The following is a 26,682-nucleotide window of genomic DNA, read 5'->3' as shown; positions in this document are numbered from 1 at the left end:
CGCGCCCCAGCAGGGTTTGTGCATTGCCGTCGAGTTCAGGCAAACATGATCAGAAAAGCGAGGCAACGCCGGGTGCGCATGGCTGCAATGCGGGGCAGGATCACAAATTCACCCCAAACCGGGCGGGCGAACCAAATCAGATCATGCCGGCAAGTGGCAAGGCGTGCGGCGGCTATGCCGGACAAGTCTATCGCCGCCGCTAGACTTGCGCTTGCGGCGCCGGCAAGCAAAACGGGTTGCCCGCTAAACAGAAACGGAAACTACCAGTTCAACAGGAAGGCAAATCCATTCCAGAGGAGGTAGATGCCGACCCAGGCCAGGGCCATGACGCCGATGGCGACCAGACCCCAGGGCCATGGAAAGGGCGCGCGCCCCTGCATTGAAGCGGGCTCGGTAAGCCTCGCTTCCTGCACATGACCATCGTCGGATCGCTTTGGCTCCACGAAATCCTCCTCTGCCGCCGACTTTGCGCCGGTAGCGGCCCGGCATCCCCTTTTACGGCGGCTGACACGGCATTGACACACTCAATACCACTGGCCGGTAAATACAACCCTGCCGATGGCATGGAAATGCGCTCAAGCATCACGTCTGCGTTGAAGGCGGGCTAGCGCGGCCGCCGCGCGCCGTCGCCACCGCCCTACTTGCCACGGCCAGCACGGCCCGGTTTTCACTTCAATCTAGGGCGATCAACTCCAAATCAAATATGTCGCCGCAGTAAAAAATGCGGCCAAACCGGACACAGTTGCCTTGAAATTGGGCAAGCGGAATAAACGGCATATCTGCAATATAGCCATGCACGTGCAAATGGCGTTTCGTCTGGCTCGACTTGCCCCGTCATGGTCCAATCCGCTCATTACCCCTCGAATTAGGAGAGCGAATTGCCAAAACGTGTAAAAACTGCTGTTTTTCCAGTCGCAGGACTGGGTACCCGATTTTTGCCGGCCACTAAGGCCATGCCCAAGGAAATGCTCACCGTCGTGGATCGACCGCTGATCCAATATGCGGTCGATGAGGCACGCGAGGCGGGAATCACCCATTTCGTCTTTGTCACGGGCCGCAACAAGGGCGTCATCGAGGATCATTTCGACCGCCAGTTCGAACTCGAGGCCAACCTCGAGGCCCGCGGCAAGACCGGCATACTGCGCGAGCTGCAGCGCGACCTGCCCTCGGCCGGCCGCACCAGCTTCACCCGCCAGCAGGAGCCGCTCGGGCTTGGCCATGCGGTCTGGTGTGCCCGCGACATCGTCGGCGATGAACCCTTTGCCCTGCTGCTGCCGGACATGCTGTTCAAGGCGCCACGCGGCGTGCTCAAGCAGATGATGGAAACCTATGAGGTCACCGGCGGCAATGTGGTGGCCGTCGAGGAAGTGCCCATGGCGGAAGTCCCCTCCTATGGCGTGGTCGGACGCGGCGAGGGTGACGACCTGAGTTTCCGCATCAACGCCATGGTGGAAAAGCCCGCCGTCGCCGATGCGCCCTCCAACCTGATCATCTCGGGCCGCTATATCCTGCAGCCGGAGGTGTTCACGCTCCTGGCCGACCAGCCGCGCGGTGCCGGCGGGGAGATCCAGCTCACCGACGCCATGCAGACCCTGATGCAGCAACAGCAATTCATGGGCGTCAAATACGAGGGACAGTCATTCGACTGCGGCTCCAAGATCGGCTTCCTCACCGCAAATGTCGCCTACGCCCTGGGGCGCGACGACATCGGCGAGGGTTTCCTGGCGGCTCTCTCCAAGCTGGGCCTGCAAGACGCCCTGATGGAAGGCTTCAAGATCGCCGCTGAATAAACGGCGCGCGGCGGCGCCCTAACGGGGCGCCGCTTCCAGTCTGTGTTCGGCATTGAGGGCGAAGCGCTCCAGCCCACCCACATCGGTAAATCGGGGCAAGGCATCCAGATCGACCTTGTTGAGCACCACGCCGACTATGTAGTCGCCCAGTTCCGGCTCCCGCTCCAGCAGGCTGTTGAGCAGCCGGCGCGGCGTCTTCCCCCATTCCGCCACCAGCACGGCCCCATCAGTCAGCGGCAGCACGGACAGGGCGTCGATCACCAGCCCCAGGGCTGGCAGGTCGAGCAGCACATAGTCGAACTGCCCACGGGCCTCGTCCAGAATCTTCTGCATCACCGGCCCCGACAGGTCGCCGCCGCCCGCCTCCGGCGCCGAGGCCGCCAGCGTCACAATCCCTGTGTCATTGTCGGTCACCGCCACCTGGCGCCAATCGCCGCGCTGCGAGGGCATGATGCGGACGGGCACGGCCGTTCGGCTCTGCAGTGTATTCTCGTCGGCACTGACGATGAGCACGCGCGACCCTGTGCCTGCCAGCATCTCGGCCAGGGATGCGACGAAAAGCGATTTCCCCTCGCCCGGCAGGGCGGAGAGCACGCCCAGCACAGCAGTGCCGCGTTCGGCCACGGGCTGCATCAACAGGCGCGTCGCCTTGAGGGTTTCCATATAGGGCCCGCCCCAGCGGCGGCCGATCCGCTGGCCGTCGGCCCCGCGCACCAGTGTCCGAATGGTCTTGAGCTGTTCGCCCGGCGTGGCGCCGGGCTTGAGCTGCAGCTTGGGCACATAGCCCAGGAAGCGCAGGCGAAGATGGCGCTGTACCTGCGAGCCGACGCGGAAGCCGCGTTCGCGCAACTCGTTGATGGTGCCCAGCATCAGGCCCAGGAAGCTGCCAACAATCAGCGCCGCCGCCAGAATCACGACCGTCCTCGGGCTCGCGGGCTGGTCTGGCAGCAGCGCATCGGTGACGATGCGGATCGAGGGGATCGGGAAGCTCTGGCGCTGCACCGATTCCTCGTAGCGCAGCAGGTAACTGTTGTAGAGCGAGCGCAAGGCATCGGAGCGCTGCTGCAGCTCGTTGAGCCGCACCTGTTCCTGGCTGATCAGGCCGGCACTCTGGCCTTCGGAGTCGATGTCATTGCGCAGCCCGGCTTCCTGCTGGGTGGCGATAGACAACTGAGTGCGATACTGCCCGTCAAGATTTTGCAGCAGGGCATAGATCCGGCTGTCGAGCGCGCGCTTTTCCGCGCCCAGGATCGACAATTGCGGATGGTCCTCGCCGAAGTTGGTGCGCACTTCGGCAATCCGGCTGATCAGGCCGGCCGACTGGGTGCGCAATATGGCAATCTCGGCCGGGTCTGCCTGCGTCCCGCTCAGCAGCGAGACATAGTTGGCGGCCGCTTCCGGCCCGGCGGCCACCACGGTCTGCAATTCTTCCGACAGGGCGCGCAGCCGCGCGGTTTCTGCCTGTGCTTCGGCCAGCTGGTTGGAGAGGCTACCGATGCGCAGGGTGGTCAGTTCCTGATCCTGCCCCACGGACAGGCCGGTCTGCTGGCGATAGGTCTCGATGGCAAGGCTGGCATTGCGCTGGCTGTCGCCGATTTCGGCCAGGCGCTGCTGCAGCCAGTCGGCGGCGGCGCCGGTTGCTTCCAGCTCGGCATTGAGCTGATCCTGCAGCAGGGCGTCGGCATAGGCCTGGGCGATGCGCTGCGCCAGCTCGGGCGTCGCCGCTTCATAGCCCACGCGGATGATTGAACTGCGGCCCATGCGATCGACCTGCACATTGGCGCGCAACGTGCCCACCACCTCGTCGAGGCTGGCATCGAGCTTGGCCGTCTGCGGCCCCTGCAGGAACGGAATGAGGCCACGCAGCCGCTGGGAGAACGAGGGGGGTGGGTTGAGAAAATCCTCATCGGTCATCAGGTTTTCCGACTGGGCCACCGCCGTCGCGACCCGACTGGAGCGCAGCACTTCGATCTGGTTGAGCACCTGCGCTTCCATGTCGGCGCTGTTGGTCAGGACCGCGCCCTCACCGGCCGCCTGTTCGAGGTTGCGGTCGAGCAGCACCTGCCCGGCCGACATATAGCTGCGCGGCGCCAGCGACAGGTAAAGCACGGCCAGCAGCAGCACCACGAAGACGCTCAGCCCCAGCACCAGCGCCTGCCGCCGCAGCAGGGAAGCAACGCGATCCAGGTCGATCGTCTTGAGATCGGCCTGTTGCGGGGCCAGGGTTTCCGGATAGCTGGTCTTTTCAAGCATGCGCATACTCCGCCATGGTGGCTGGAAAAATCAAAAAGGGGGTCGTTGCTGCGTCGGTTGCCCGTAATGGGCCGCCTGGCGCACACCCAGGATGCCGCCGGCTACGCCCAGGTGGAGCATCGCGCGCAGCCAGTTACGGCGCCGCAATACGGGAGAAAATGTCGTCAGCGCGGTCATGGCGCCGCAATAGGCAAGCTTGGCGCCCACAATGGCGAGCGCCCTGGCACGGGGGCCGGTCTGCAGCATGCCATGCGTCTGGCCGAAGCGCAGGCGCCGCCGCACCAGCCAGGCCATGCTGGCCCGGTCGGGCGGCACGGGTTCCTCGACGCGAGCCCCAGGGGCATAGGCGATGGTGCCGCCCAGCGCCGTCAGCTGATAAAAGAATGCCGTGTCCTCGCCGCCGGACTGACCGAGCGCCAGATCGAAGCGCAAGGCGCTATAGGGCGGGCTCCAGCGGATAAGCACATTGCAGGTATAGCCCGTCCGGATCTGTCCATCGACATAGACCGGCAGTGTGGAATGAAAATCGCCTTCCACCATCCAGCGCGGCGCGTCCGGGGCATAGATGGCGCGAACCGGACCCAGCACCGCTGCGGCCTGGCCCGCTTCGGCCTGTCCCACCAACGCCTCGATCCAGCCGGGCGCAACGACTTCATCGTCATCCACAAAGGCGACGAAATCGGCACTGGCATGATTAAGGCAGGCGTTGCGGGCAATGCAGATATTGGCCGCCGGCGCATGCACATAGGTCACCGCGAAGGGCAGGCGCCCGCGCCAGTCCTCGACCAGGTCGCGGGCGGATGGCTGCTGGTCGTTATCGGCAATGATCACGCGAATATCGTGCGCACCGGCGCTCAACCGCGCGACCGATTGCAGCGTTTCTGCCAGGAACGGCCGGCGAAAGGTGCAGATGCAGATGTCTATGCTGGCCATGCGATCACACCGACCCGCGACGAAACGGCCGCTGCGCCACATGCGCCCAGAAGCCGGATGACCAGGCCAGATGCATGATCATCGCCGCCACGCCCACCAGCGGCGACAGCGCCATGGGCATGCCATAGTCGGGATAGTATTTGCGCGCCGCGTGTATGCCCAGCGCGATGCAGCCAATACCCCACAGCGCCAGCGGCACCAGGAAGCCCCAATGCCAGAGCGACAGGGCGGCCAGCAGCACAACCGGCAGGATGGCGAGCGGCGCCAGCTGCCGCAGACGCGGCATTACCCGGTGCTTGAGGATATTGCGCGCCCTGCCCCCGCCATAGCCGAAATACTGCCGGAACAGCCCCGCCGCCGTCGACCGCGGATAATAGGTCATGGCCGTGCGGTCGGTGAGCCAGATGGTGTGGCCGGCCTGCCGCAACCGATAGTCGAGCTCGGCATCCTCGTTGAAGCGGAAGGTCTGATCATAGCCGCCCACGCCGCGAAAGGCATCGACCCGCATCAGCGCATGGTGGCCATGATCGACAGGGCCCCGCGCCTTGCCCGAGCGATGCGCCGAGCCGCCGGTGCCAATGGCCGAATTCTGTGCCGTGGCCACCGCACGCTGGAAGGGGGCAACGCCCACGGTGATCATCGGTACGACGATCGAGGCAGCGTCAAGCTCGACGGCCTCGGCAACCAGCTTGCGGCAATAGTCGGGCGGATAGGCGCCGTGTGCATCGATGCGAATGAGATAGTCGGCCGTGTCGCCGAATTCGGCCACGACCAGATTGATCGCCGCGCTCTGGATCCGCTGCGGATTGTGCAGCAGGCGCACGCGCGGACTATGCTGGGCCCATTCCATGACGATCGTGCACGTGGCGTCGGCGCTGCCGCCATCGGCGACGACGATCGTGGCATCAAGCGCCTCGGCCTCAACCAGCAATGCCGATAGCAGATCGTCGATATGGCGCGCTTCATTGAGGGTGGGAACCACGATCAGGGTGCGGGCACTCATGCGGCGGCCTCCAGTGCAGGCCGGTCGGACCGGCGGGTGGCGAGGCGCTGCACCAGATCGGTGCATTCGCGGGCCTCGCAGAGAAAGGTAAGACGTTCCTGGGCGGCCACGCCGGCCGCCAGTTCCCGAACGCGCGCAGGCGTCATAGAAGCGAACATGGCCACGAGGGTGTCCGGGGCAATATCGGGGAGCACGACGCCTATGCCGAGCCGCTCGATGAACCGCGCCGTCTCGGTGCCGGCCAGGGCGATCGGGATCGCGCCATTGAGGCACCCCTCATAGAGGCGGTTGGGCAGCAGCCAGTTCGAATTGAGCCCCGCCTCGAAAAAGTCGATTGCCCAGACGAAGTGCACCGCCGAATAGAGCTTGGGCAGATCCTGGGGATAGGAAAAGGCACCCTGGAAGGTGATATGGCGCGCCTGATCCACCCGGTTGTGGAAATCTGGAAATTCGGTCAACGCCGGGCGGCCGGCGAGCGTGACCGCGACGCGCCCCTCGAGGCGCTGCGTCAGGTCTTCCAGCGCGGCCAGGGAGCGATTGCAGCGCAGTGCCCCGAACCAGCCGACGCGCAGCACGTCAGAGCCCTCCGCCAGGGCGGGGTTGCTGCCAAAGGCGACCATATCGGGGGCAAACACCTTGTTCTCCACCAGGTGCACCGGCGGCGAGCCATGAATGGCGAAGTAATTGCGCACAAATGCCGGCGAACTGGTGATGACCAGATCGACATCGCGCATCAGCCGCTGCTCGAGAGCCCGCATGGCCCCGCCGATCCGGTCGGTCCGCAGCATCAGGCGGTGGATGTCGAGGCACTCATAGACCAGGACCGGCGCCACGTCCCACAGCCCCATCAACCGCTGCGCCACGCCGAGCATTTCCAGATTGCGGGCGACGATGATGTCCGGGCGCCGCAGGGACTTTGCCCAGCTGGGGGCCCGCCAGGCGGCCGCTAGCGTCGCGCCCAGGCGCTGCAGCATGCGGCCGTCATGGGTGATATCGAGTTCCACTATCTTGTCGAGCGGCAAACTCGGCGGTGGCGCATCGCCCCGCCTGAACCCGGCAATCTCGACCGCGGCGCCGCCCTGCCGGAACATGGCCACGCGCCGCCCTACGGCCGGATCGGCAAGGTTGTGTACGAGGTACAAAATAGTTGGCAATGCGCGACTCCTGTTCCAGGCGGTAACCTGGCCGGTAGGCCCAACTGGCCCGGCGGCTATTGCATTTGTCCGGCACGCGCCGAACAACCATCATCCGAAGCGATGGGACGAATGCGCACTTGAGAATGCATGGATGAGGGGGTCAACGTGGCCTGGGGTGACGCAGCGATGCGCCAATCGCATGTCACGAAACAGCCCCAATAGCGCCGCGATACCGCCTGAACCGTGTCCACGGGCGACGGCGTGTATCCGCGGGCCCGATCAGCCTTTTCAATGTGGTGACGAATGTGAAAAGGTGAGAAATGGAGCGGGTAGCGGGAATCGAACCCGCATATTCAGCTTGGAAGGCTGCTGCTCTACCACTGAGCTATACCCGCCCGGTCGAGGACCGATGACAAGCCATTAGCCCGACCGTGGCGCGCCTGCAAGCCCCGACAACGGGTGCCGGACCTATTGCCAGATAACGGAGCGTGCAGTGCTGCTTGGTATCAATCTGTTGTGCATCAGCGGCTTCATCGAGGCCGACCATCTCGACACCCTGCGCCAGCTCAAGGATCTCGGCTATGATGGCGTCGAGGTGCCGGTGCTGCGCGGCGGGCCCGAGCACTATGGCTGGCTCGGCCGCGAGCTGGACCGTATCGGCCTGCGCCGCACCACCACCTCGGTGATCCCGTCGGTTCACGCCAACCCGGTCAGCGCCGACCCCGACGAGCGGCTGGCCGGCCGCGCCCATCTCGACTGGGCCCTCGATTGCGCCATTGCCCTGGGCGCCGAGGGCTTAGGCGGCCCGATCCATGCCCCGATCGGCCACTTTACCGGCGCGGGCCCAACCCCGGAGGAATGGCGCCGCGGCGCGGAGGCGCATCACGACCTGGCCGAGCGCGCTGCCGCCAACGGCATCTATCTCAGCCTTGAGCCCCTCAACCGCTTCGAGACCTATTTCCTCAACACCATGGCGCAGGCCCGGGCCTACCTTGACCTGGTCGATCACCCTGCCCTGCGCATCATGTACGACACCTTCCACGCCCATATCGAGGAACGCAGCCAGGTCGGTGCCATCGCCACGCTCGGCCCGCATCTGGGCGTGCTGCATGTCTCGGAAAACGATCGCGGCATTCCCGGCCGCGGCCAGATCGATTTTGCCGCCATCTTCTCGGCCGTGCGCGGCACCGGCTTTGACGGCTGGGTCACCGTGGAAGCATTCGGCGCCGGCCTGCCCGAACTGGCGGCCGCCACCCGCGTCTGGCGCCCGCTCTTTCCCGATTACCCAACCCTGTTCGCCGAATCCGCGCAGTTTATCCGGCAGAACTGGGCCCAAGCCGGGGCCTGATCACTGCCCCCGACCGGCCGACGCCGCCAGCGTCGGCGCTAAGCATTTAGACGCCCACCGGTTTTTTGCCACGCTTTGCCGATGGGGAGTTGACACTCCTGTCACAGACCACCATAAACCGCCCCGACGACGTGCCTTGGCACAGCGTCATCCTACCCAAGCGACGTTGTAGTGGAGGGGTGGGAGAGTGGTTAAATCCATCAGACTGTAAATCTGACCGCTTAGCGTACACTGGTTCGAATCCAGTCCCCTCCACCATCGCCCTTTCGCACCGGCCCAGCGGCCAGCGTTTCCGGGCACTTCCCCCACCGCACTGTTGGACAGTTTGTTGGACAGTTTCAGCCTCACGGCTGGGGCGGTGTCAGCATGATCCCGCCGTGGAAACTGCCGGGATGGGATGAGCTTACCTACGAACAGAAGCTCTATGCACTAGAGCCGCCCGGCGGCAACCTGTAAGCCCCGTCACGCGCCGCTGTCATCGTACGAATGCGATCTTCGAACTCGGTCATATTCTACCCGCCCACCTCGCTATGAGACGTTTTGATCGTTCCTCAAGACTGAAATGACCGCAATTGGCACCAAGCGACATTTTCCCACGCAATCGAATAGCGGCTTCTGGGAATTGTCAGGTTAGCCTGAACGACCGAAACGGGGCCGAGGCCGTGTGAGAACTCGGCGAAGCTGATCGCTTAGGTTGTTTTGCATTGGCGCGCGTCAGCTTCGTTCACCCGGTTATCGCCTTGAGGGTTGAGTGACGTGAGCCCCCGACTTCATCCAGCCGAGAGCAGAGTCCTTTCGTCGTTTGAGCCTTTCGGGCTCGGTGGTGCAATGGGAGGGAGCGCGGTGCTCCCCAGTTGCTCAAGCGCTCCGTCCCATTGCATGCCGGGAGCGTTGAGTTTTGCGTAGATGGCCGGCGGCAGATTGCCAAGGCTGCCATGTGGTCTGACTGTGTTGTAGTCCTCCTTCCAGGCCGCCAGGTTGAACCTGGCGTGTGCCAATGAGGTGAACAGGGTCTCGTTGAGCAGTTCGTCACGCAGCCGGCCGTTGAAGCTCTCCACGAACGCGTTCTGTGTCGGCTTGCCGGGCGCGGTGTAGTGCCATTCAATCCGCCGATCCTGGCTCCAGCGCAGGATTGCCATACTGGTCAGTTCCGTCCCGTTGTCACTGACCACAGTGTGCGGTCGGCCACGCTGGACCATGAGCAGATCCAGTTCTCGCGCCACCCGAAGCCCGGACAGCGATGTATCGGCGATCAGGCAGAGGCATTCCCTGGTATAGTCATCGACAATGCACAGGATGCGGAAGCGTCGACCATCGGTCAGCGCATCGCTGACAAAATCGAGGGACCAACGCTGGTTCGGACCTGACGGCAGGACCATGGGCGCCCGTGTACCCAAGGCTCTTTTGCGGCCGCCGCGACGGCGAACCTGCAGCCGTTCCTCGGCATAGATCCGACGCAGCTTCTTGTGGTTGAGCATGATCCCCTCCCGATCCAACAGCACATGCAGCCGGCGATAGCCGAACCGGCGGCGCACGGCCGCCAGTTCGCGCAGCCGTGCCCGAACGGCCTGATCATCGGATCGCGTGCTCACATGACGCACCGATGTTCGATCAACCCCGATCACCGAACACGCCCGACGCTGGCTCACCGCGAAGGCCTCGCAGAGGTAAGCCACGGCTTCTCGCCTGACGGCGGGCGTTACCATTTTTTTGTGCTGAGATCCTTGAGCATGGCGTTGTCCAGCATCGCCTCGGCCAACAGCTTCTTGAGCCGGGCGTTCTCGTCTTCCAGGACCTTGAGCCGCCGTGCCTCGCTGACGTCCATGCCGCCGAACTTGGCCTTGTACTTGTAAAACGTCGCGCTGCTCACGCCATGCTTGCGGCACACATCGGCAGTCGGCATCCCGGCCTCCTGCTCCTTGATCATGCCGATAATCTGTTCCTCGCTGAACCGCGAAGCCTTCATTGTCCGTCTCCTTTAATGGACGGACTCTACTCATTTTTGGAGGAGATCTAAGGGCTCACGTCATGAGGCAACGCCGGCGACCGCAATGGCGCGCTTGATGTTGTAGGCCAGGATCGCCAGGCTGGCTTCGGTGGCGACGTTCTTGAGGCGCCGCGTTCGGAAGTGGGTGGCGCCCATCCATCCTTTGATGGTGCCGAAGACGTGCTCGACCGTACAACGGCGGACCGCCATTGCGTCGGGCATGGCCTCGAAGCGACGCTCCATCTCATCGAGCACCGCCTCATGCTCCCATCGTCGGATGCGCTTTTCCTTGCCGGCCGTGCAGAGGGGGTGCGATGGGCAGGCACTGCAGGCCTTCTGGTTGTAATAGACGTTGATGAGCTTGCCAGCCTCAACCGTGGTATGGCGCTTGTGAAGTTGCGCACCGACAGGGCAACGATAGGCGTCGTTCTCAGGCTGATAAACGAACGCGGGCTTGCCCCAGAAGCCGCGCGCCTGGGCCGGTGAGGTGTTGGGCTTGGGCACCATGGGGACGATGCCGGCTTGCACGCAGGAGCGGATCTGCTCGCCCTCATAGTATCCGCGATCGGCAAGGGCGATCATCTGCGCAGCACCGATCTCGGCCTGGGCGGCCTTGGCCATCTCCAGCAGATGCGAGCGGTCATGACCCCGGTTGGTCACCGCATTGGCCACCACAATATGGTGCTTGGTGTCGACGGCCGCCTGCACATTATAGCCGACGACGCCGCGATGGTCGCTGCCGGTTGCCATGGCGCGGGCGTCCGGATCGGTGAGCGATATCTGCCCGTCAGGGGAAGCTTCCAGCTGTCGACCGATCGCCTCAAGTTCGCCAAGGCGGCCGCGCAGTGACGCCAGTCGTTCGGTCAGGTGCTCGATCCGCGGCGTGGCCGGGCCGGTCTCGGCACCGTCGGCTTGCTCGAGCTCGGCCAGATAGCGCGCAATGCTCTCCTCAACATGGGCCTTCCGGCGCGCCAGCTTGCCCTTGGTGTAGTTCTTCTCGTGGGTGTTCACCGCGCGCAGACGTGAGCCATCGATCGCGACCATGCAGCCACCGACCAAGCCAAGGGCTCGGCAGATGGCAACGAAGCGCTGGCAGGCGATCTGGATCGCACCAGCATTGTCATGGCGGAAATCGGCAATGGTCTTGAACTCGGAACCAGTTTGCCGGTCAGCCACATCAGCTCGATATTGCGACCGGCCTCGTGCTCCAGCTTCCGGCTCGAGGTCAGCTGATGGAGGTATCCATAGATGTAGAGCTTGAGCATGGTGCCCGGGGCGTAACCGGGTCTGCCGGTCGCTGCCGGCTGCACGCGCGCGAAGCCGAGTTCGGCCAGGTCGAGTTCATCGACAAAGGCATCGATGATGCGGACCGGATTATCCGCAGCCACATAATCCTCAAGACAGGCCGGCAGAAAACTCGCCTGCTGTCGGTCAGCAACTTCAACGAAACGTCCCATCTGGCACCTCCGAAGCAGTGCAAGATCATACCATATTCAGGACTTTTCACACAGCCTCGGAACGATGGCAGCCTGGCAGCTCCTAGACAAGCGGAGCGAATACCGGACATCCAACTTGATTTACACAAGGTCTCGGATTGGCCCGAAGCGGACATCCTGGAGAGACAGTCAAGGACTAGGGGGGAATTCCGAGCGCCGGGAAGATTTGAGGCATGGCCAGGCGAAGGTTCTGGTTTTCTGTGGCGATCGAGATAGCGACCACTCAGAATGAAAATTGATGTAGGACAATGTACCCAACGCCGCTACCGATTATGAGTAGTTCAAGAACGAATATTTCGTTGGCTGCCGAATTTCTGCCGCCACAACTGGCCATGATTACTGGGCAGAGCATATCCTGCGGTCGGGTGTGAAAGGGACGCGGCAGTCGTCGTGCTCCCACGTTTTCCAGGAGGCTGGAACATGCAGGACGCTTCCTCAGGGCGGACTGGACCAAGGACCTCGGGTTCGGAGAAATCCGAAGTGGCGCCGGGAGTATTGGTGTGCGTTGATCTGGCTCATGAAACGCCGGAACTGATCCCGCCGGCCAAGGCCATCGCCCGGGCCTTGGGCGCCGAGCTGACCTTCGTTTACGTCATTGAAACCCATGGCGTGACGGAAAATGGCGCGCCCATCGATCCGGTCGAATGGGACTTCAAGCTGCGCGAAGCCAAGGTGCATATGGGGCGCCTTGCGCAAGACCACACCATAGGCGACGAGCCGCCCACCACCGACGTGCTCGAAGGGCGCAGCGCCGAGCAGATCTGCGACATCCTGGCGAGCCGACCGCAGGACATCGCGGTCCTGGGCCGGGGACATGGAAGCGCAAATGCCGCCATGGGTGAGACGGCCCGCCAAGTTCTGGAAGGCGGCAGAAATTCGCTGCTTCTGGTGCCGGTTGGCATCACGCCCAAACAGAAGTTTTCCAGAATTCTGGTGCCGCTCGACTGTTCGGGGCGATCAGAGCGCGTCATGCCGCTGGTCGAAAAGATCGCGCGGTCGGACGGCGCTGAGCTGGTTCTGGTGCATTCAATCCCCGAACCGGTCTTCACCGGGGCGGGCCCGAGCGAGCCCAATGACAGTGAACTGAGGTCGCAGGTCAATGAGCGCAACGAACGGGTCGCCCGTAGCTATCTTGATCAGTTGTGCGCACGCATACGCGCGACCGGATTGCGGGCCACCAGCATGGTATTCAGCGGCGGGGACGTTCGCCGCAAGCTGGTGGCGGCCATCGATGAGCAGGAGATTGATCTTCTCATCGTGGCGTCGCATGGACATAGTGGCTTTGCCGATGTGCCGTTCGGTGACGTCGCAAGCTTTCTCGTCAAGCGCTCCAGCGTTCCGACGCTGGTGATCCGAATTGGCAGCGGCATTGGTGACAAACATGCCTTTGCCGATGCACGCTCGAAAGGCCCGCGCCGGCCAGGCACGTTGGCGCAATGACAGCGGCGGAACCACAGTCCCCGCACGATCCGGTGGCGGAGAGTGCCCGTGTCTTGGCCACGTCAGGCAGGTTTGGACCCCCGCCGCCCATAGCCTTGGATGTCCTGAACAAGATCGACCTGCTGCCGGGCTGGCTGGAAGGCGTCAAGCGGTTCTGCACCACACCCGGACCCGAGCAGGCGCGCGCCGCCGACTGGCTGCTGGACAACGACTATCAGGTATCGCGGGCTATCCGTGAGGTCCGTGGCGACATGCCTGCCGACTTCTATCGCCGGCTCCATGTCATGGCCGATGGGAAAGCTGCCCAGCCCCGCATATTGGCAATCGCCCATGAGATACTGGCAACGCGGTCCCAGGTCACCATGTCGGTCTTGGTCAGTTTCCTGGACGCCTTTCAGCAAATCGTACCGTTGACGACTGCTGAGCTCTGGGCGCTGCCCTCGATGTTGCGTCTGGCCAGTCTGGAGATGCTGGCGTGCGGCTTTGAAGCGCTCGAGCCGACCCTTGCGCCGCCGCTCGTCTACAGCCGTTTTGTCGACGACAGTCGACGCCAGGATCCGGTCAATTCCATTGCGCAGGCCATCACCACCATCATAGCGGTGCAGGGGATCGAATGGCGCGATGTCGTCGACACAACCAGCGTGACCGAGGCCCTGTTGCATGCGGACCCTGCCGGGGTCTATGGCCGGATGGATTTCGAGACGCGCGACTGGTACCGCAATGTGGTCGAGATCCTAAGCTCCGGATCGGATACCGGTGAGTTGGAGATTGTTCAGATCGCCCTCGAGCTCGCGCGCGCGGCACCCGACCGGCAGCGCTCCCGTCATGTGGGGTATTGGCTGATCGATGACGGTCGTGAGGTACTGGAACGCAAGCTGGGTTTTAGCGTTCGCGGTCAGGAACGGCTGCGCCGCTTTGCCTTGCGGCATGTCGGCAAGACCTATGCACTCGCACTGGTGGCGTTCGTAGGCATGGCGCTGGTATGGCCGGTCCTGCATATTGTCGGCACAGGTGCAGGGCTGCCCGCACAAATCGGCGGCGTGCTCTTGTCGCTGCTGCCAGCGACGGTTCTCAGTATCTCGATCCTGCATTGGCTCATCGCGCGGGCCACGCGGCCGCGCCTGCTGCCGGTGATGGATTTTCGCAAAGGCATACCCCAGGACAGCCTGACCTGCGTGGCGGTGCCGGTCATCGTCAGTCGAGCCGACGAGATTGCCGGCATCATGGAGCGGCTGGAAATCCGCTACCTGTCGAACCCCGATCCGATGCTGCGGTTTGTGCTGCTTTCGGACTATGCTGACGCGCCCGCCGAACATGGTCCGCACGACGAAGACATCGACAAGGCCATGATTGACGCCATACGTGCCCTTAACGCGCGCTATGGCGGTGGTGACCGCGACCCGTTCTTCTTGCTGCATCGGGCGCGCCGCTTCAACCCGTCAGAGGGCTGCTGGATGGGGTGGGAGAGAAAGCGCGGCAAGCTCGAACAGTTCAACGCCTTCCTTCTTGGTGGGCCCATCGACAATTTTGCTTTCCATGAAGGTGCGCTGCACCGCCTGCGCGGCACCCGCTTTGTCATCACGCTTGATGCCGACACGACCTTGCCCCCGGGCTCGGCGGCTAAGCTGGTTGGTACGCTGGCCCATCCACTGAATCGGGCGGTCATCGATCCGCACACGGGCAAGGTCGTCGCCGGATACGCCATCGTGCAGCCACGGGTCGAGATACTGCCCCTCAATGTCCCGGTCTCGCTGTTCTGCCGCCTTTATGCCGGCGACACGGCCATCGACATCTATTCGTGGGCGGTTTCGGACGTCTATCAGGACCTGTTCGGTACCGGGACATTCGTCGGCAAGGGCATTTATGATGTCGCTGCCTTTCACCAGAGTCTGGCAGGCCGGATACCGGAAAATGCTGTACTTAGTCACGACTTGTTCGAGGGTCTCTATGGGCGTACGGCGTTGGCAACCAATATCGTCCTTTATGAGGATTTCCCCGCGACCTATGTCGAATACGGGATCCGGCTGAATCGCTGGACGCGCGGCGATTGGCAGCTCTTGCCTTGGCTTGGCCGCAAGGCGCCGAGTGCGGATGGGCAATCGGTTCCCAATGTTCTCTCCAGCCTGGACCGCTGGAAGATTATCGACAATCTTCGCCGCAGCCTGGTGGCGCCAGCGCTGCTGCTGTTTTTCGTTGGCGGCTGGCTGCTGCTGCCGGGCAGCGCTTGGCTTTGGACGGCGTTCGCAGTCCTGGCGCCGGCCGCCCATCTGGTGGGCGAGCTGCAAGCGGCAATTTTCGGTAGCGCGCGGCTGGTGTTTTTCGGCGATCTCGCCAGCCGTTTTGGCGAGCGGTTTGGACGCTGGTTCCTGACGATTGCGTTTCTGGTCAGCGATACGCTGCTCTCGCTTGATGCGATCTTCCGCACGCTGTGGCGATTGGGCACAAGCGGAAAGCACTTCTTGGAATGGCGCTCGGCTGCCCATGCCAGTTCCCTGCTCCAGAGTTGCAACACGCGACGCGATACCTGGCGCATGATGTGGCCATCGACTGCGGTCGCCCTGCTGCTTTGGGTCGATCTGGCGTTGTACAGGGCCTCGTCCCTGCTGCCGGCGGCACCTATTCTCCTACTCTGGCTGCTGGCACCCGAGATTGCAGTGTGGCTGAGCAAGCCACGCGTCTTGCGCCAGGAAACATTGCACGACGATGATCGCAGATTCCTCCGACACATTGCGCGCCGAACCTGGCTCTACTTTGAGACCTTTGCCGGACCGGAGGATAACTGGTTGCCGCCTGACAATTTCCAGGAAGCGCCAAAAATCAAAATTGCCCACCGCACGTCCCCGACCAATATCGGGCTTTTCCTCGTTTCGGCTAAGGCTGCCCACGACTTCGGCTTTGTCGGAAGTACCGATTTCGTTCTGCGGATTCGCAACGCATTCACGGCCATCGAGCGGCTGGAGTCCTATCGTGGCCACATTCTCAACTGGTTTGACACGCGTACCCTGGCATCACTGGAGCCGCGCTACGTCTCGACTGTTGACAGCGGTAATCTGGCTGTCAGTCTGGTTGCGCTGCGCACGGGCTGCCTGGAGGCCGCCGACGCGCCGGCAGTCGACGCGGCAATCTGGCAGGGTCTGAAATGCACTCTGGATATGCTTTTTGAGGCGGTTCGGTCGCTGTCGGCAGCAGGGCAGGATGCGGTGGACCAATGCGAAGCGGTGATTGAAGACGCCCTGACTCAAGCGACGGGTAGGGATGCGAACTGGCACAGGTCGCTCGACGCCATCAGCAAGAGCCATTTGCCAGCGCTTGATCGGGCGGTTGCGGCGTGTGTTTCGGCGTCCTCCGATGCCAGCGAGAAGCATCTGACCGAGGCCCATGTCTGGCTTGAGCGCACCCATCATCATGTCCGGGCCCTGGTGCGAGAAACCCAAAGCCTGTTGCCTTGGATTGCGCTCATCGCCGATGCGCCCGCAGGGCTGGAGACGATTGCCGGCGACCTGTTCGGCACCTTGTCGCCCGCCTTGAAGATGGCCGCGCTTAGGGAATACGAAAGCCGCGCTGTCGACATCCTTGAAACGGCGGGTTTGGCACAAGACTGGAGTGCGGTTCAGCGCGGCTGGCTAGACCGGATGCGCGAGACGATTGAGAGCGGCATCGGAGCACAGCAGGCCTTGCGGTCTGATTTGCTGGACTTGGCTACGCGCTGTGAGGAAACCGCCCACGGGATGGATTTCACCTTCCTCTATGACGCCCAGGCGCGACTGTTCAGGATTGGCTACAATGTCAGCACCGGCCAGCTCGATTCCAATCACTATGATCTTCTGGCGACCGAAGCGCGCATTGCGAGTTTCTTCGCCATTGCCAAGCATGACGTGCCGATCGAACACTGGTTCTCGCTCGGGCGGCCGGTCACGCGGTTGAAGAACCGCCCGGCGGTGTTGTCCTGGAACGGCTCGATGTTCGAGTATCTGATGCCGCCGATTTTCCTGCCCGGTCAGCGTGACACGCTGTTGGGCGAAAGCGAGATGGCCGCGGTTGATTTCCAGCGTGTCTATGCACGAGAGCGCGGTGTGCCCTGGGGTATTTCGGAATCGGCCTTCGCCGCGACCGATTCTGACGGCAACTACCAGTATCGCGCATTTGGCGTTCCGGGGCTCGGCTTGCGGCGCGGCCTGACCGAGGACTTGGTTGTCGCACCCTACGCGAGTGCGCTGGCCTTGTGTTGCTGGCCTGGCGCAGCCGTGCGCAACATGCGGGATATGCAGGACCTTGGCGCCGTCGGCATCTATGGCTTTCACGACGCTATCGATTACACGCCGAGCCGGGTCGCTGAGGGGAGAGCGTTCAACCTCGTCCGTAACTACATGGCTCATCACCACGGCATGACCATGGCCGCGATCGCCAATGCGCTGGACAACGACGTTTTTGTGCGCCGGGCGCTGTCCGGGCGGCGGATGCAGACAGTCGAGCAATTGCTGCTAGAACGCGTGCCATGGGACGCACCGGTGGAAAAGGGACGTCTTGATGAGGAAAGCCTCGCGGCGCGCAAGGAACGTGCCGTCCAGGCGCTGCCATCCTGGGTGCCCTCTCGCCAGGCCATGGTGCCGCAGATGCAGATGCTGGGCAACGGGCGGATGGCCTCGTGGATATCGGAGTCAGGAGCGGGCGGCATGATGCTGCGCGATACCAGTCTGACGCGGTGGCGACCCGATGCCTCCAGTGACGGCTGTGGGTACTGGATATATATACGCGATGCCGAGACCGGCGATCTGTGGACGCCGGGGCGGCTGCCCACAGGCGTGGTAAGTCCGGATTCGACTGTCATCTTTCACCAGCACATGGCCGAATTCTTCCAGCGCACAAACGGTATTGCGGTGCGCATGGAGGTTTGCGTTTCACCGGCCGATGACAGCGATATCCGCGAGATCTCGGTGACCAATGAGAGCAACAGGCCGCGCCGGATCGAATTCACCAGCTATGCGGAGGTCGTGCTGGCCCCGCCTCTCGAGGACGAACGCCATCCCGCTTTCAGCAAGCTGTTCGTAGAGAGCGATTATCTGGGGCCGCTGCAGGGCCTACTGTTTACCCGCCGGCCGCGGCGGCCGGAAATGAAGCCTCCGGTCCTGCTGCACACGCTGGTAGCCGACGATCCGGAGATCACGGTCACCTACCACGAGACCGACCGGGCGCGCTTTATCGGCCGTCTCGGCAATCAGCGCCGGCCAGCGGCGCTTGCCGAGGGATTGAGCGGAACGGTAGGGTCCACGCTCGATCCCATCATGAGTCTGCAAACAATGATCGCCCTTGAGCCGGGTGAAACCAGGCGCTTCGCATTCGTCACGGTCGCGGGAACCTCGCGCGGAGAAGTGCTTGAAATCGCCCAGCGCCATGCGCTGCAGGGTCTAGAACCGATCAGGCGTGATGCGGGCCGGGCGGCGGCACGCCAGGTCGACCGTCTCGGCATTGAACCAGGACGCCTGCCAGAACTTCAGGTGCTCGCTTCGCTGCTGCAGATGCCGCACGCCAATTTCCGCGAGACGCCCGTTGGAATTGGCGCCAACAATGCGCGGCAACCCGATCTTTGGCAGTTCGGCATTTCGGGCGATCTTCCGATCCTGCTGTTGCGGATGGCCCAGGAGATACCCTCCCAACTGCTCGAACTCCTTGTCAAAGCACAAAACCTCTGGCTCCTCGGCGCCATGCGCTGCGATCTGGTGGTGCTACGAAGCGAACCGGCGGGCTATGAAGCGCCGCTGCGTGAACGAATACTGGCAATTCTGCGCGAAACCGGCGCCTACGCCAGTCTGGGGACGGCGGGCGGCATCCATCTGCTCAGCAGCGCAGCAATGACACCTGAAAGCCTGCAGCGTCTGACGGCTGCTGCGACTGTTATCCTCAATGATGATGACGCCTCGCTGTCCACTAAGCTCGATGGCGTTCTGGAACGGCGTGCGGTGCCGACGCAGTTCATGCCATCGGGCGCGACCCCATATCACGAAATGCCTGAGCTTTCCCGACCCGATGGTCTACAATTCGACAACGGGATCGGCGGCTTTGATCCGAAGAACGGCGACTATCTCATTCATCTTGGGGCGGGCGAGAAAACGCCCGCGCCCTGGTGCAATGTGATTGCCAATGACGGCTTCGGCACCATTGTCAGCGAGGCCGGCCTCGGCTTCTCCTGGGCCCTCAACAGCGGCGAAAACCGGCTAACGCCATGGTCGAATGATCCGGTCAGCGAAACGCCTGGTGAAGTCCTCTATCTGCGCGACGAGCAGGATGGCGCGGTGTGGACGCCCACGCCTGCGCCTTTGGGTGCAGAGCAGGCCTGTCAGGTTCGGCACGGGATGGGTTTGACGGAGTGGCGGCGCAATAGCCGGGGTCTTGAACAGACCTTGCGGGCTTTTGTACCCCCCGATGACCCGGTCAAGATTGTCACCCTGAAGTTGATCAATCGCACCGACGCGGCCCGGCGTATCACGGCGACTTACTACGCCGAATGGCTTCTGGGGGCGATGGCGAGCCGGGCCAAACCCTTCACGAGCTGCGTATATGACGCGGAAAGCCATGCCATCCTGGCTGAAAACGGGTGGAACCCGGAATTCGCCGGGCGCGTGGCATTTCTGACGGCGACCCTGCCAGCCCATAGCGTCACCGGCAGTCGCTATGATTTTCTCGGCAGCGAGGGGAATGTCGTCAATCCAGCCGCTCTGCGGCACTGGGATCTCGGCGGAAGCTTTGCGCCGGGCGGCGATACTTGCGCTGCCTATCAGGTGCATCTTGATATCGAACCCGGCGCGACCAAGGAAGTGACGTTCGTTCTCGGGCAGGGGGCGAGCCACGCCGAGACGCTCGGATTGGTCAGGAAATGGCGCGAACCGGCGCAGGCGGTCCAAGCGCTCGCCTCGGTGGAAGCGTCCTGGAAGAAGCGGCTCAGTGCCGTGCAGGTCAAGACGCCCGATCCCGCATTCGATCTGATGGTGAACCGCTGGCTTCTCTACCAGACAATCGCCTCGCGGTTGATGGCGCGCGCTGGCTTTTATCAGGCAGGCGGCGCCTTTGGCTATCGCGACCAGCTTCAGGATGTTCTGGCCGTGCTGACAAGTGAACCGGAACGCGCCCGCGCGCAGATCCTCCTCGCCGCCGCGCATCAGTTTGAAGACGGGGACGCCCTGCACTGGTGGCATCCACCATCGGGACGCGGTGTGCGCACGCATTGTTCGGACGACTTCATTTGGCTGGCCCATGTCACCGCCCGCTATGTCGAGGCAACAGGCGACGACTCGATCCTTGCCGATGCTGTGTCGTTTCTCAAAGCGGAGCCACTCAAGGCTCAAGAACAGGACCGCTATGCACTATTCGAGGCCGGAGCTACGGCGACATTACTCGAACATTGCACCCGTGCACTCAACAGGATGATGAGCACCGGCCTGCATGGACTGCCGCTCATCGGCACCGGTGACTGGAACGATGGCATGGACCGGGTCGGCGATGAGGGGCGTGGCGAAAGCGTCTGGCTGGCCTGGTTCCAGATCGCAACAATCAAGCGTTTCGCACCGCTGCTGGAAAAGCACGGTGACAAGCGACATGCGGCTGCCCTGAGGGCCTATGCCGGAAGTCTTGCGGCGGCAATTGAAACCAGCGCCTGGGACGGCAGGTGGTACATCCGGGCCTTCGACGATGAGGGCAAGCCGTGGGGCTCGCATCAAAACGACGAATGCCAGATCGACTCCATCGCGCAATCCTGGGCCGTCATTGCGGGCGTGGCACCCCGGAAGCGGATGCGAACAGCAATGTCATCCGCCCGATCCCGGCTGGTTCATCCGGACAGGCGGCTTGTGCAACTGCTTGATCCGCCCTTCCAGCAGACGCCGCGCGATCCCGGCTATATCCGGGCCTATCCGCCCGGCATCCGCGAGAACGGTGGACAATATACCCATTCGGCGGCGTGGTTTGGGCATGCACTCGCCGGGCTGGGTGACGGCAACGGGGCCTGGCAGGTGTTCGACATCATCAACCCCATCCGGCGCACCCAAAGTAACAGCGGAGCTCGGCATTACGTGCGCGAGCCCTACGTGTTGCCCGGCGATGTCTATGGGCCGGGACAAAATATCGGGCTTGGTGGATGGTCCTGGTATACGGGCGCCGCTGGCTGGACCTGGCAGCTTGGCGTCGAGGCGATCCTCGGTCTGCAGCTCAAGAAGGGGCGTCTGGCGATAGCTCCCTGCCTGCCGCGCGACTGGGGCGGGTTTACTGCGACGGTCCGAACCGAAAGCGGCAGCATCGAAGTGGTCATCGAGGACCCGGACAGGCTTGGGCATGGGGAAATGCAGCTCTTCGTTGATGGTCGGCCGCGCAAGACGCTGGCCCCCATCGCGTTCCCGGGGTCCGGCAAGACCCGAAAAGTCAGGGTGCTCCTGTACTCGGCCGCTACGCCCGTGCGCAAGCCTACAAGATAGCAGCTTGCCCGCCTGGCGAGATTCACGTTGATTTCCGTGCCGCCAAGACCTTCGGCAAAGGCCGGTGTTCGGCTCGCAGCAGGCTATTCCGCAGTCCATGGCAGCTCCGGATCTATTCCGCAGATATCCACAGATTCGCTATTGCGATGTTGCGCCAACGCGGACGGTGCGCCGCCAGATCGGCTTGAGCGCCTCGAGCACCAGCAGTACGGCCAGACCGGCCAGCGCCGGAACGGCCAGGAATACCGGGTCCAGTGCCGCGAAACCAAACAGGTCGCGGGCGGCCTGCCAGAACAGGGTGACTGCCAGAAGGACGGCGACGATCGGAAGCACAACCGCCAGCGCCCGGTTGGGCCGCCGGATTGCAGTGATGACGGAGGACGACAGCGAGCGGTCCACCAAGATCAGCGCAACGATCCCAAAGACCAGCGAAGCGAAGGTCAGCCCGCGAACCTGATCGGCCTCCAGCCCGTAACCGGGGGCAAGCGCGAAGATCGTGGCGGTCGCCGCTAGAACCATCGCACCCTGGACCAGGCTCCAGAGGATGGTGGGGACAGAGAACAGGGGCTCGGCAGGCGAGCGCGGCGGACGGTCCATCACGCCTTCCTCCTCAGTCTCGGCCTCGAAGACCAGAGAACAGACCGGGTCGATCACCATTTCCAGAAAGGCGATGTGCATAGGGCCGAAAAGGATCGGCATCCCGAACAGAAGCGGCATCAGTGCCAGCCCTGCGATCGGCACATGCACTGCCAGGATGAAACTCATAGCCTTGCGCAGGTTGTCGTAGATCCGCCGCCCCAATCGCACGGTGGTGACGATGGAGCCGAAATCGTCATCCAGCAGCACGATGCTGGCCGCCTCGCGCGCCACATCAGTCCCGCGCCCGCCCATCGCCACGCCGATATCTGCCGCCTTGAGCGACGGCGCGTCGTTCACGCCGTCGCCTGTCATGGCCACAACGGCGCCCGAGGCCTTCAGCGCGTTGACGATGCGCAGCTTCTGTTCCGGCATGATGCGGGCGAAGATGCTGACATCCTGCACAGCGGCAACCAGATCAGCGTCCGGCATCGCCTGAAGGTCGGCCCCGGCGATCACCCGGCCGCCCTGCAATCCTGCCAGCGCCGCGATGGCCTGCGCCGTGGCCGGATAGTCGCCGGTGATCATGATGATCCGGATCCCTGCGCTGCGGCACAGCGCCACCGCCTCGGGCACCGAGGTGCGCAGAGGATCGGCGAGACCGACGAGGCCCAGAAAGCGAAAGGCGAACGCGCGCTGGCTGTCTGGCAGGCCGGCGCTGGAAAACGCGGCATCGGCCACCCCCAGCACCCGCAGGCCCGCCTGCGCCATGTCGTTCACCTGCGCAGTAACCGTGGCGCGGGCGGCCGTGTCCAGCGCGCATAGGTCGGCGATCGCCTCGGGTGCGCCCTTGGCGGCGATCTGCCAGCCCGCGCCATCAGTTGCCCAGACCTGCGACATGGCAAGCAGATCGGGTGACAGCCCATAGGTGCGCACCAGCCTCCGGCCCGCCCCGGGCAGGGTTTCCCCGGCGCGCAGGTCCGCTGTGGCCAGCGCATGAAACGCCTTCTCCATCGGGTCAAACGGTTCGGGGGCCGAAGCCAAGACCCCCGCTGCCGAAAGCTCGCGAAAGGCCTCTGGCAAGGCCGTTTCGCCGATTGTGGCCGGCGTTCCGTCGGACAGGCGCAATTCGGCAATCGTCATGCGGTTCTCGGTCAGGGTGCCGGTCTTGTCGGTGCACAGCACCGAGGCCGCGCCCAGCGTCTCAATCGCCGAGGCACGCCGCGTCAGCACTCTGACCTTGGAGATCCGCCACGCCCCCATCGCCATGAAGACGGCCAGCACCATCGGGAATTCCTCGGGCAGCATCGACATGCCCACGGCGATGCCCGCAAGAACCCCCTCCAGCCAGCCGCCGCGCAACAGTCCATAGAGGACCACTACCGCCACGCTGACCGCGCCCCCCAGCGCGGCGAACCAGATGACCAGCCTGCGCATCTGGCGCTGCAGATGCGGAGTCTCGGTTTCCAGCGTGGCGAGCGAGGCGCCGATTTTGCCGATCTCGCTGGCGGGCCCGGTCGCCGTCACCTCGGCGATGGCCGATCCGCCGACGATAAGGCTGCCCGAGAAGACCACGGGCAGATCCTCACCGCCCGGACGGGTGTCGGGATCGGGCGTTCCCACCCGCTTGCGGACAGGAACGGCCTCGCCCGTCAGGAGGGATTCATCGGCCGAAAGGCCCGTTGCCTCCAGAAGCACAGCGTCGGCGGGCACCCTGTCGCCTTCGGACAGCACGATCAGGTCGCCACGTGCCACCTCGCGCCCGGCGATCCGCAGCCGATCGCCGCCCCGGATCACCAGTGCGCGCGGACTGGTCAGGTCGCGCAGCGCCTCCAGCACCCGTTCGGTCCGCGCCTCCTGCACCACGGTGATACCCACCGACAGGCAGGCGAAGGCCAGCAGAACCAGCGCCTCTTCCAGGCTGCCAAGCAACAGATAGACCACACCCCCTACGATCAGCAGCGCCAGCATCGGTTCGCGCAGGACCTCCAGCACGATCCGAAAGGGTGTGCGACGACGCGCACGCGGCAGTTCGTTGTAGCCCTCGGCAGCAAGCCGGGCCTCGGCCTCGGCCTTGGTGAGGCCTTGATGTGACGGTGCTGACCCCTGCGGTTTCGTAATGGACAATGTCAAACTGCAGACCTCTCCTGGATGGAAACAAACCTGTGATGAGCCTGACGGGCAGCGTCGTGAACACCATGCACTTCGTTCCGGAGCATATTCGCCTTGGGCAAATCACTGGCGGAGACCTATTTGACGAGAATGCCGAACCTTGCCCCCTTTGCCGTCCGGAAAGTCGCCGAATGTGTCAGACGAGCGCCCCACCAGGTTCTTCCTGAGCCTCGTCCGGTGTGACGATGCGCGTGCCGGTGCGGCCGTCCAGAATTGCGATGGCGTCCTCCAGCCGACCGATGCCGGTGAAGCGGCCGGCCGTGGCGAAATCAGATCCGGCGCGCAGCTTTGGCCCCATGGAACCGGCGGGCGCATCGAAGGCACGCGCTTCGACCACTGTCAGTTCGGCGATCCGCGCCGCGCGTTCCGTGCCGAAGTCGCGATAGACGCCATCGACATCGGTCAGAAGCAGGAGCGCATCGGCCCCAAGCTGCCGGGCAAGCAGTGCGCTGGCTGCATCCTTGTCGATGACCGCCTCGATGCCGATCAGGCTGCCATCGCCGCGCCGGACGACAGGGATACCGCCACCGCCGGCGCAGATGACGATCACCCCTTGTTCCAGCAACAGCTTGAGAACGCGCAGATCCGGGATTTCCAACGGCCTGGGCGAGGCCACGACGCGCCGCCACTTTGGGCCATCTGCGGCAATCGCCCAACCCGCGGCCTTCGCCCGGGTTTCGGCTTCTTCTCTCTCGTAGACAGGGCCCACGAATTTCGTCGGCTTTGCAAAGGCCGGATCGCGACCATCCACGATGATCTGCGTCAGCAGGGTCGCCACCGGCCGGTCATGGCCGAGCGCGTTCTCGAGTTCCTGTTCGATCATGTAGCCGATCATGCCCTCTGTCTCGGCGCCCAACACGTCGAGGGGATAGGCCTCGTCTGGCTTGTAGGAGGCACCCTGCAGTGCCAGAAGACCGACCTGCGGCCCGTTGCCGTGGGTGACGACCAGAGGGTGTCCCGCCCGTACGATCGCGGCCAGCGCTTTGGCCGCCTGTTTCACATTGGCGCGCTGCGCCTCAGCCGTCAGCGGCTCACCGCGTTTCAACAACGCGTTTCCACCAAGGGCGGCGACCACCAGCACCTCAAGCACCCAACGTGGCGACAAGCACCGCCTTGATCGTATGCAGCCGGTTCTCGGCCTGGTCGAAGACGATCGAGGCCGGGCTCTCGAACACGTCATCGGTCACTTCCATCGCGCTGATGCCGAATTTAGCCTCGATGTCGGCACCCACGGATGTCTCAGTGTTGTGGAAGGCGGGCAGGCAATGCATGAAGCGGGTTCGCGGATTGCCGGTTCTCGCCATCAGCGCCGCATTGACCTGATAGGGCATCAGCAGCTCGATCCGCTCGGCCCATTTCTCTTGGGGTTCCCCCATCGAGACCCAGACGTCGGTGTAGACGAAATCGACACCCTTCACAGCGGCATCGACGTCGTCGGTGATCATGATCCGTGCGTCTGTTTCAGTGGCAATGGCCCGGGCCTCTTCCTTGATGTCCGCTGACGGCCAGCATGCCTTGGGCGCGCAAAGCCTCACGTCCATACCCATCTTGGCGCCGCCGATCAGCAAGCTGTCGCCCATGTTATTTGCCGCGTCTCCGATGAAGGCATAGGAAACCTGGCGCAGCGGCTTTTCAACATGCTCCTGCATGGTAAGGAAATCGGCCAGGATTTGGGTCGGGTGGAATTCCTTGGTCAATCCGTTGTAGACTGGAACACCGGAATACTTGGCCAGTTGCTCGACGATCTCCTGAGCAAATCCGCGATATTCGATCGCATCATAGATGCGCCCCAGAACCCGGGCGGTGTCCTTGACCGATTCCTTGTGACCGATGTGGCTGCCAGTTGGTCCCAGATAGGTGACACGAGCCCCCTGATCATAGGCGGCGACCTCGAAGCCGACGCGGGTCCGGGTCGAATCCTTTTCGAAGATCAAGGCTATATCCTTGCCCTGAAGCCTGGGAACTTCGGTGCCGGCATATTTTGCGGTCTTGAGATCGGCCGCGAGCTTTATCAGGAAACCGATCTCTCGTGGAGTATAATCGCGCAGCGTCAGAAGGCTGCGGTTTTTCAGGTTAAAGGCCATTG

At 63.4% G+C, this 26,682-nt stretch carries 13 protein-coding genes, 2 tRNA genes and 1 pseudogene; 5 read left to right on the top strand and 11 right to left on the bottom strand.

The genetic code is table 11. The features are described 5' to 3' along the window. Positions 1-260 precede the first annotated feature (260 nt). On the bottom strand, positions 261-443 hold the full coding sequence (locus tag GDR53_RS16810; RefSeq protein ID WP_193335582.1) for a hypothetical protein: 183 nt from the start codon (positions 441-443) through the stop codon (positions 261-263). 435 nt (positions 444-878) lie between these two features. On the opposite strand from GDR53_RS16810, the gene galU reads away from it, so the two are divergent. Further along, positions 879-1,790 (top strand): UTP--glucose-1-phosphate uridylyltransferase GalU, encoded by a 912-nt coding sequence (gene galU / locus GDR53_RS16805; protein ID WP_193335581.1) that lies wholly within the window; start codon positions 879-881, stop codon positions 1,788-1,790. Between the two features lie 18 nt (positions 1,791-1,808). On the opposite strand, the gene GDR53_RS16800 is transcribed toward galU, so the two are convergent. The 5 genes from GDR53_RS16800 to GDR53_RS16780 all read right to left on the bottom strand — a co-directional run bounded on the left by GDR53_RS16800 (position 1,809) and on the right by GDR53_RS16780 (position 7,510). Beyond that, entirely contained in the window at positions 1,809-4,043 is a 2,235-nt protein-coding gene (locus GDR53_RS16800) for a Wzz/FepE/Etk N-terminal domain-containing protein (RefSeq protein ID WP_193335580.1), read from the bottom strand. Between the two features lie 30 nt (positions 4,044-4,073). Next, positions 4,074-4,976 (bottom strand): glycosyltransferase, encoded by a 903-nt coding sequence (locus GDR53_RS16795; RefSeq protein ID WP_193335579.1) that lies wholly within the window; start codon positions 4,974-4,976, stop codon positions 4,074-4,076. Positions 4,977-4,980: 4 nt separating this feature from the next. Beyond that, entirely contained in the window at positions 4,981-5,979 is a 999-nt protein-coding gene (locus GDR53_RS16790; protein WP_193335578.1) for a glycosyltransferase family 2 protein, read from the bottom strand. Further along, positions 5,976-7,133 (bottom strand): glycosyltransferase, encoded by a 1,158-nt coding sequence (locus GDR53_RS16785; protein WP_193335577.1) that lies wholly within the window; start codon positions 7,131-7,133, stop codon positions 5,976-5,978. Before GDR53_RS16785 ends, GDR53_RS16790 begins: the two co-directional genes overlap by 4 nt. 303 nt (positions 7,134-7,436) lie before the next feature. Beyond that, positions 7,437-7,510: transfer RNA gene (locus GDR53_RS16780), tRNA-Gly, on the bottom strand. A gap of 98 nt (positions 7,511-7,608) precedes the next feature. Here GDR53_RS16780 and GDR53_RS16775 point away from each other — a divergent pair. Together GDR53_RS16775 and GDR53_RS16770 are read left to right on the top strand one after the other, a co-directional pair. Next, a complete protein-coding gene (locus GDR53_RS16775; protein WP_193335576.1) occupies positions 7,609-8,463 on the top strand; it encodes a sugar phosphate isomerase/epimerase family protein in 855 nt (284 codons plus the stop codon). A 173-nt stretch (positions 8,464-8,636) separates the two neighbouring features. Beyond that, positions 8,637-8,721, top strand: a tRNA-Tyr gene (locus GDR53_RS16770). Between the two features lie 512 nt (positions 8,722-9,233). Here GDR53_RS16770 and GDR53_RS16765 read toward each other — a convergent pair. Together GDR53_RS16765 and GDR53_RS16760 are read right to left on the bottom strand one after the other, a co-directional pair. Further along, positions 9,234-10,429, bottom strand: a protein-coding gene (locus GDR53_RS16765; RefSeq protein ID WP_193335575.1) for an IS3 family transposase whose coding sequence is annotated in 2 segments (ribosomal slippage) — positions 9,234-10,180 and positions 10,180-10,429 — 1,197 coding nt in all. Because the reading frame shifts where the segments join, the coding sequence is not laid out codon by codon here. A gap of 60 nt (positions 10,430-10,489) precedes the next feature. Then, positions 10,490-11,907 (bottom strand): annotated as a pseudogene (locus GDR53_RS16760) (IS1182 family transposase). 459 nt (positions 11,908-12,366) lie between these two features. Here GDR53_RS16760 and GDR53_RS16755 point away from each other — a divergent pair. Together GDR53_RS16755 and GDR53_RS16750 are read left to right on the top strand one after the other, a co-directional pair. Next, positions 12,367-13,386, top strand: a complete 1,020-nt coding sequence (locus GDR53_RS16755; RefSeq protein WP_193335574.1) for a universal stress protein — start codon at positions 12,367-12,369, stop codon at positions 13,384-13,386. A 95-nt stretch (positions 13,387-13,481) separates the two neighbouring features. Beyond that, entirely contained in the window at positions 13,482-21,848 is an 8,367-nt protein-coding gene (locus GDR53_RS16750; protein WP_193335573.1) for a GH36-type glycosyl hydrolase domain-containing protein, read from the top strand. Positions 21,849-21,986: 138 nt separating this feature from the next. Here the strand turns inward: GDR53_RS16750 and GDR53_RS16745 are convergent, their stop codons facing one another. The 3 genes from GDR53_RS16745 to GDR53_RS16735 form a co-directional block, all read right to left on the bottom strand. Then, entirely contained in the window at positions 21,987-24,551 is a 2,565-nt protein-coding gene (locus tag GDR53_RS16745) for a cation-translocating P-type ATPase (protein ID WP_408639807.1), read from the bottom strand. Between the two features lie 181 nt (positions 24,552-24,732). Beyond that, the gene (arcC, locus tag GDR53_RS16740; protein WP_193335572.1) at positions 24,733-25,677 is read right to left on the bottom strand and encodes a carbamate kinase; all 945 of its coding nucleotides are present in this window, start codon (positions 25,675-25,677) and stop codon (positions 24,733-24,735) included. A gap of 1 nt (position 25,678) precedes the next feature. Next, the gene (locus GDR53_RS16735; RefSeq protein WP_193335571.1) at positions 25,679-26,680 is read right to left on the bottom strand and encodes an ornithine carbamoyltransferase; all 1,002 of its coding nucleotides are present in this window, start codon (positions 26,678-26,680) and stop codon (positions 25,679-25,681) included. Positions 26,681-26,682: the final 2 nt, after the last annotated feature.

The sequence above is a fragment of the Devosia beringensis genome, from assembly GCF_014926585.1.
Lineage (GTDB): Bacteria > Pseudomonadota > Alphaproteobacteria > Rhizobiales > Devosiaceae > Devosia > Devosia beringensis.
This window is presented reverse-complemented; position numbering and strand designations above follow the sequence as displayed.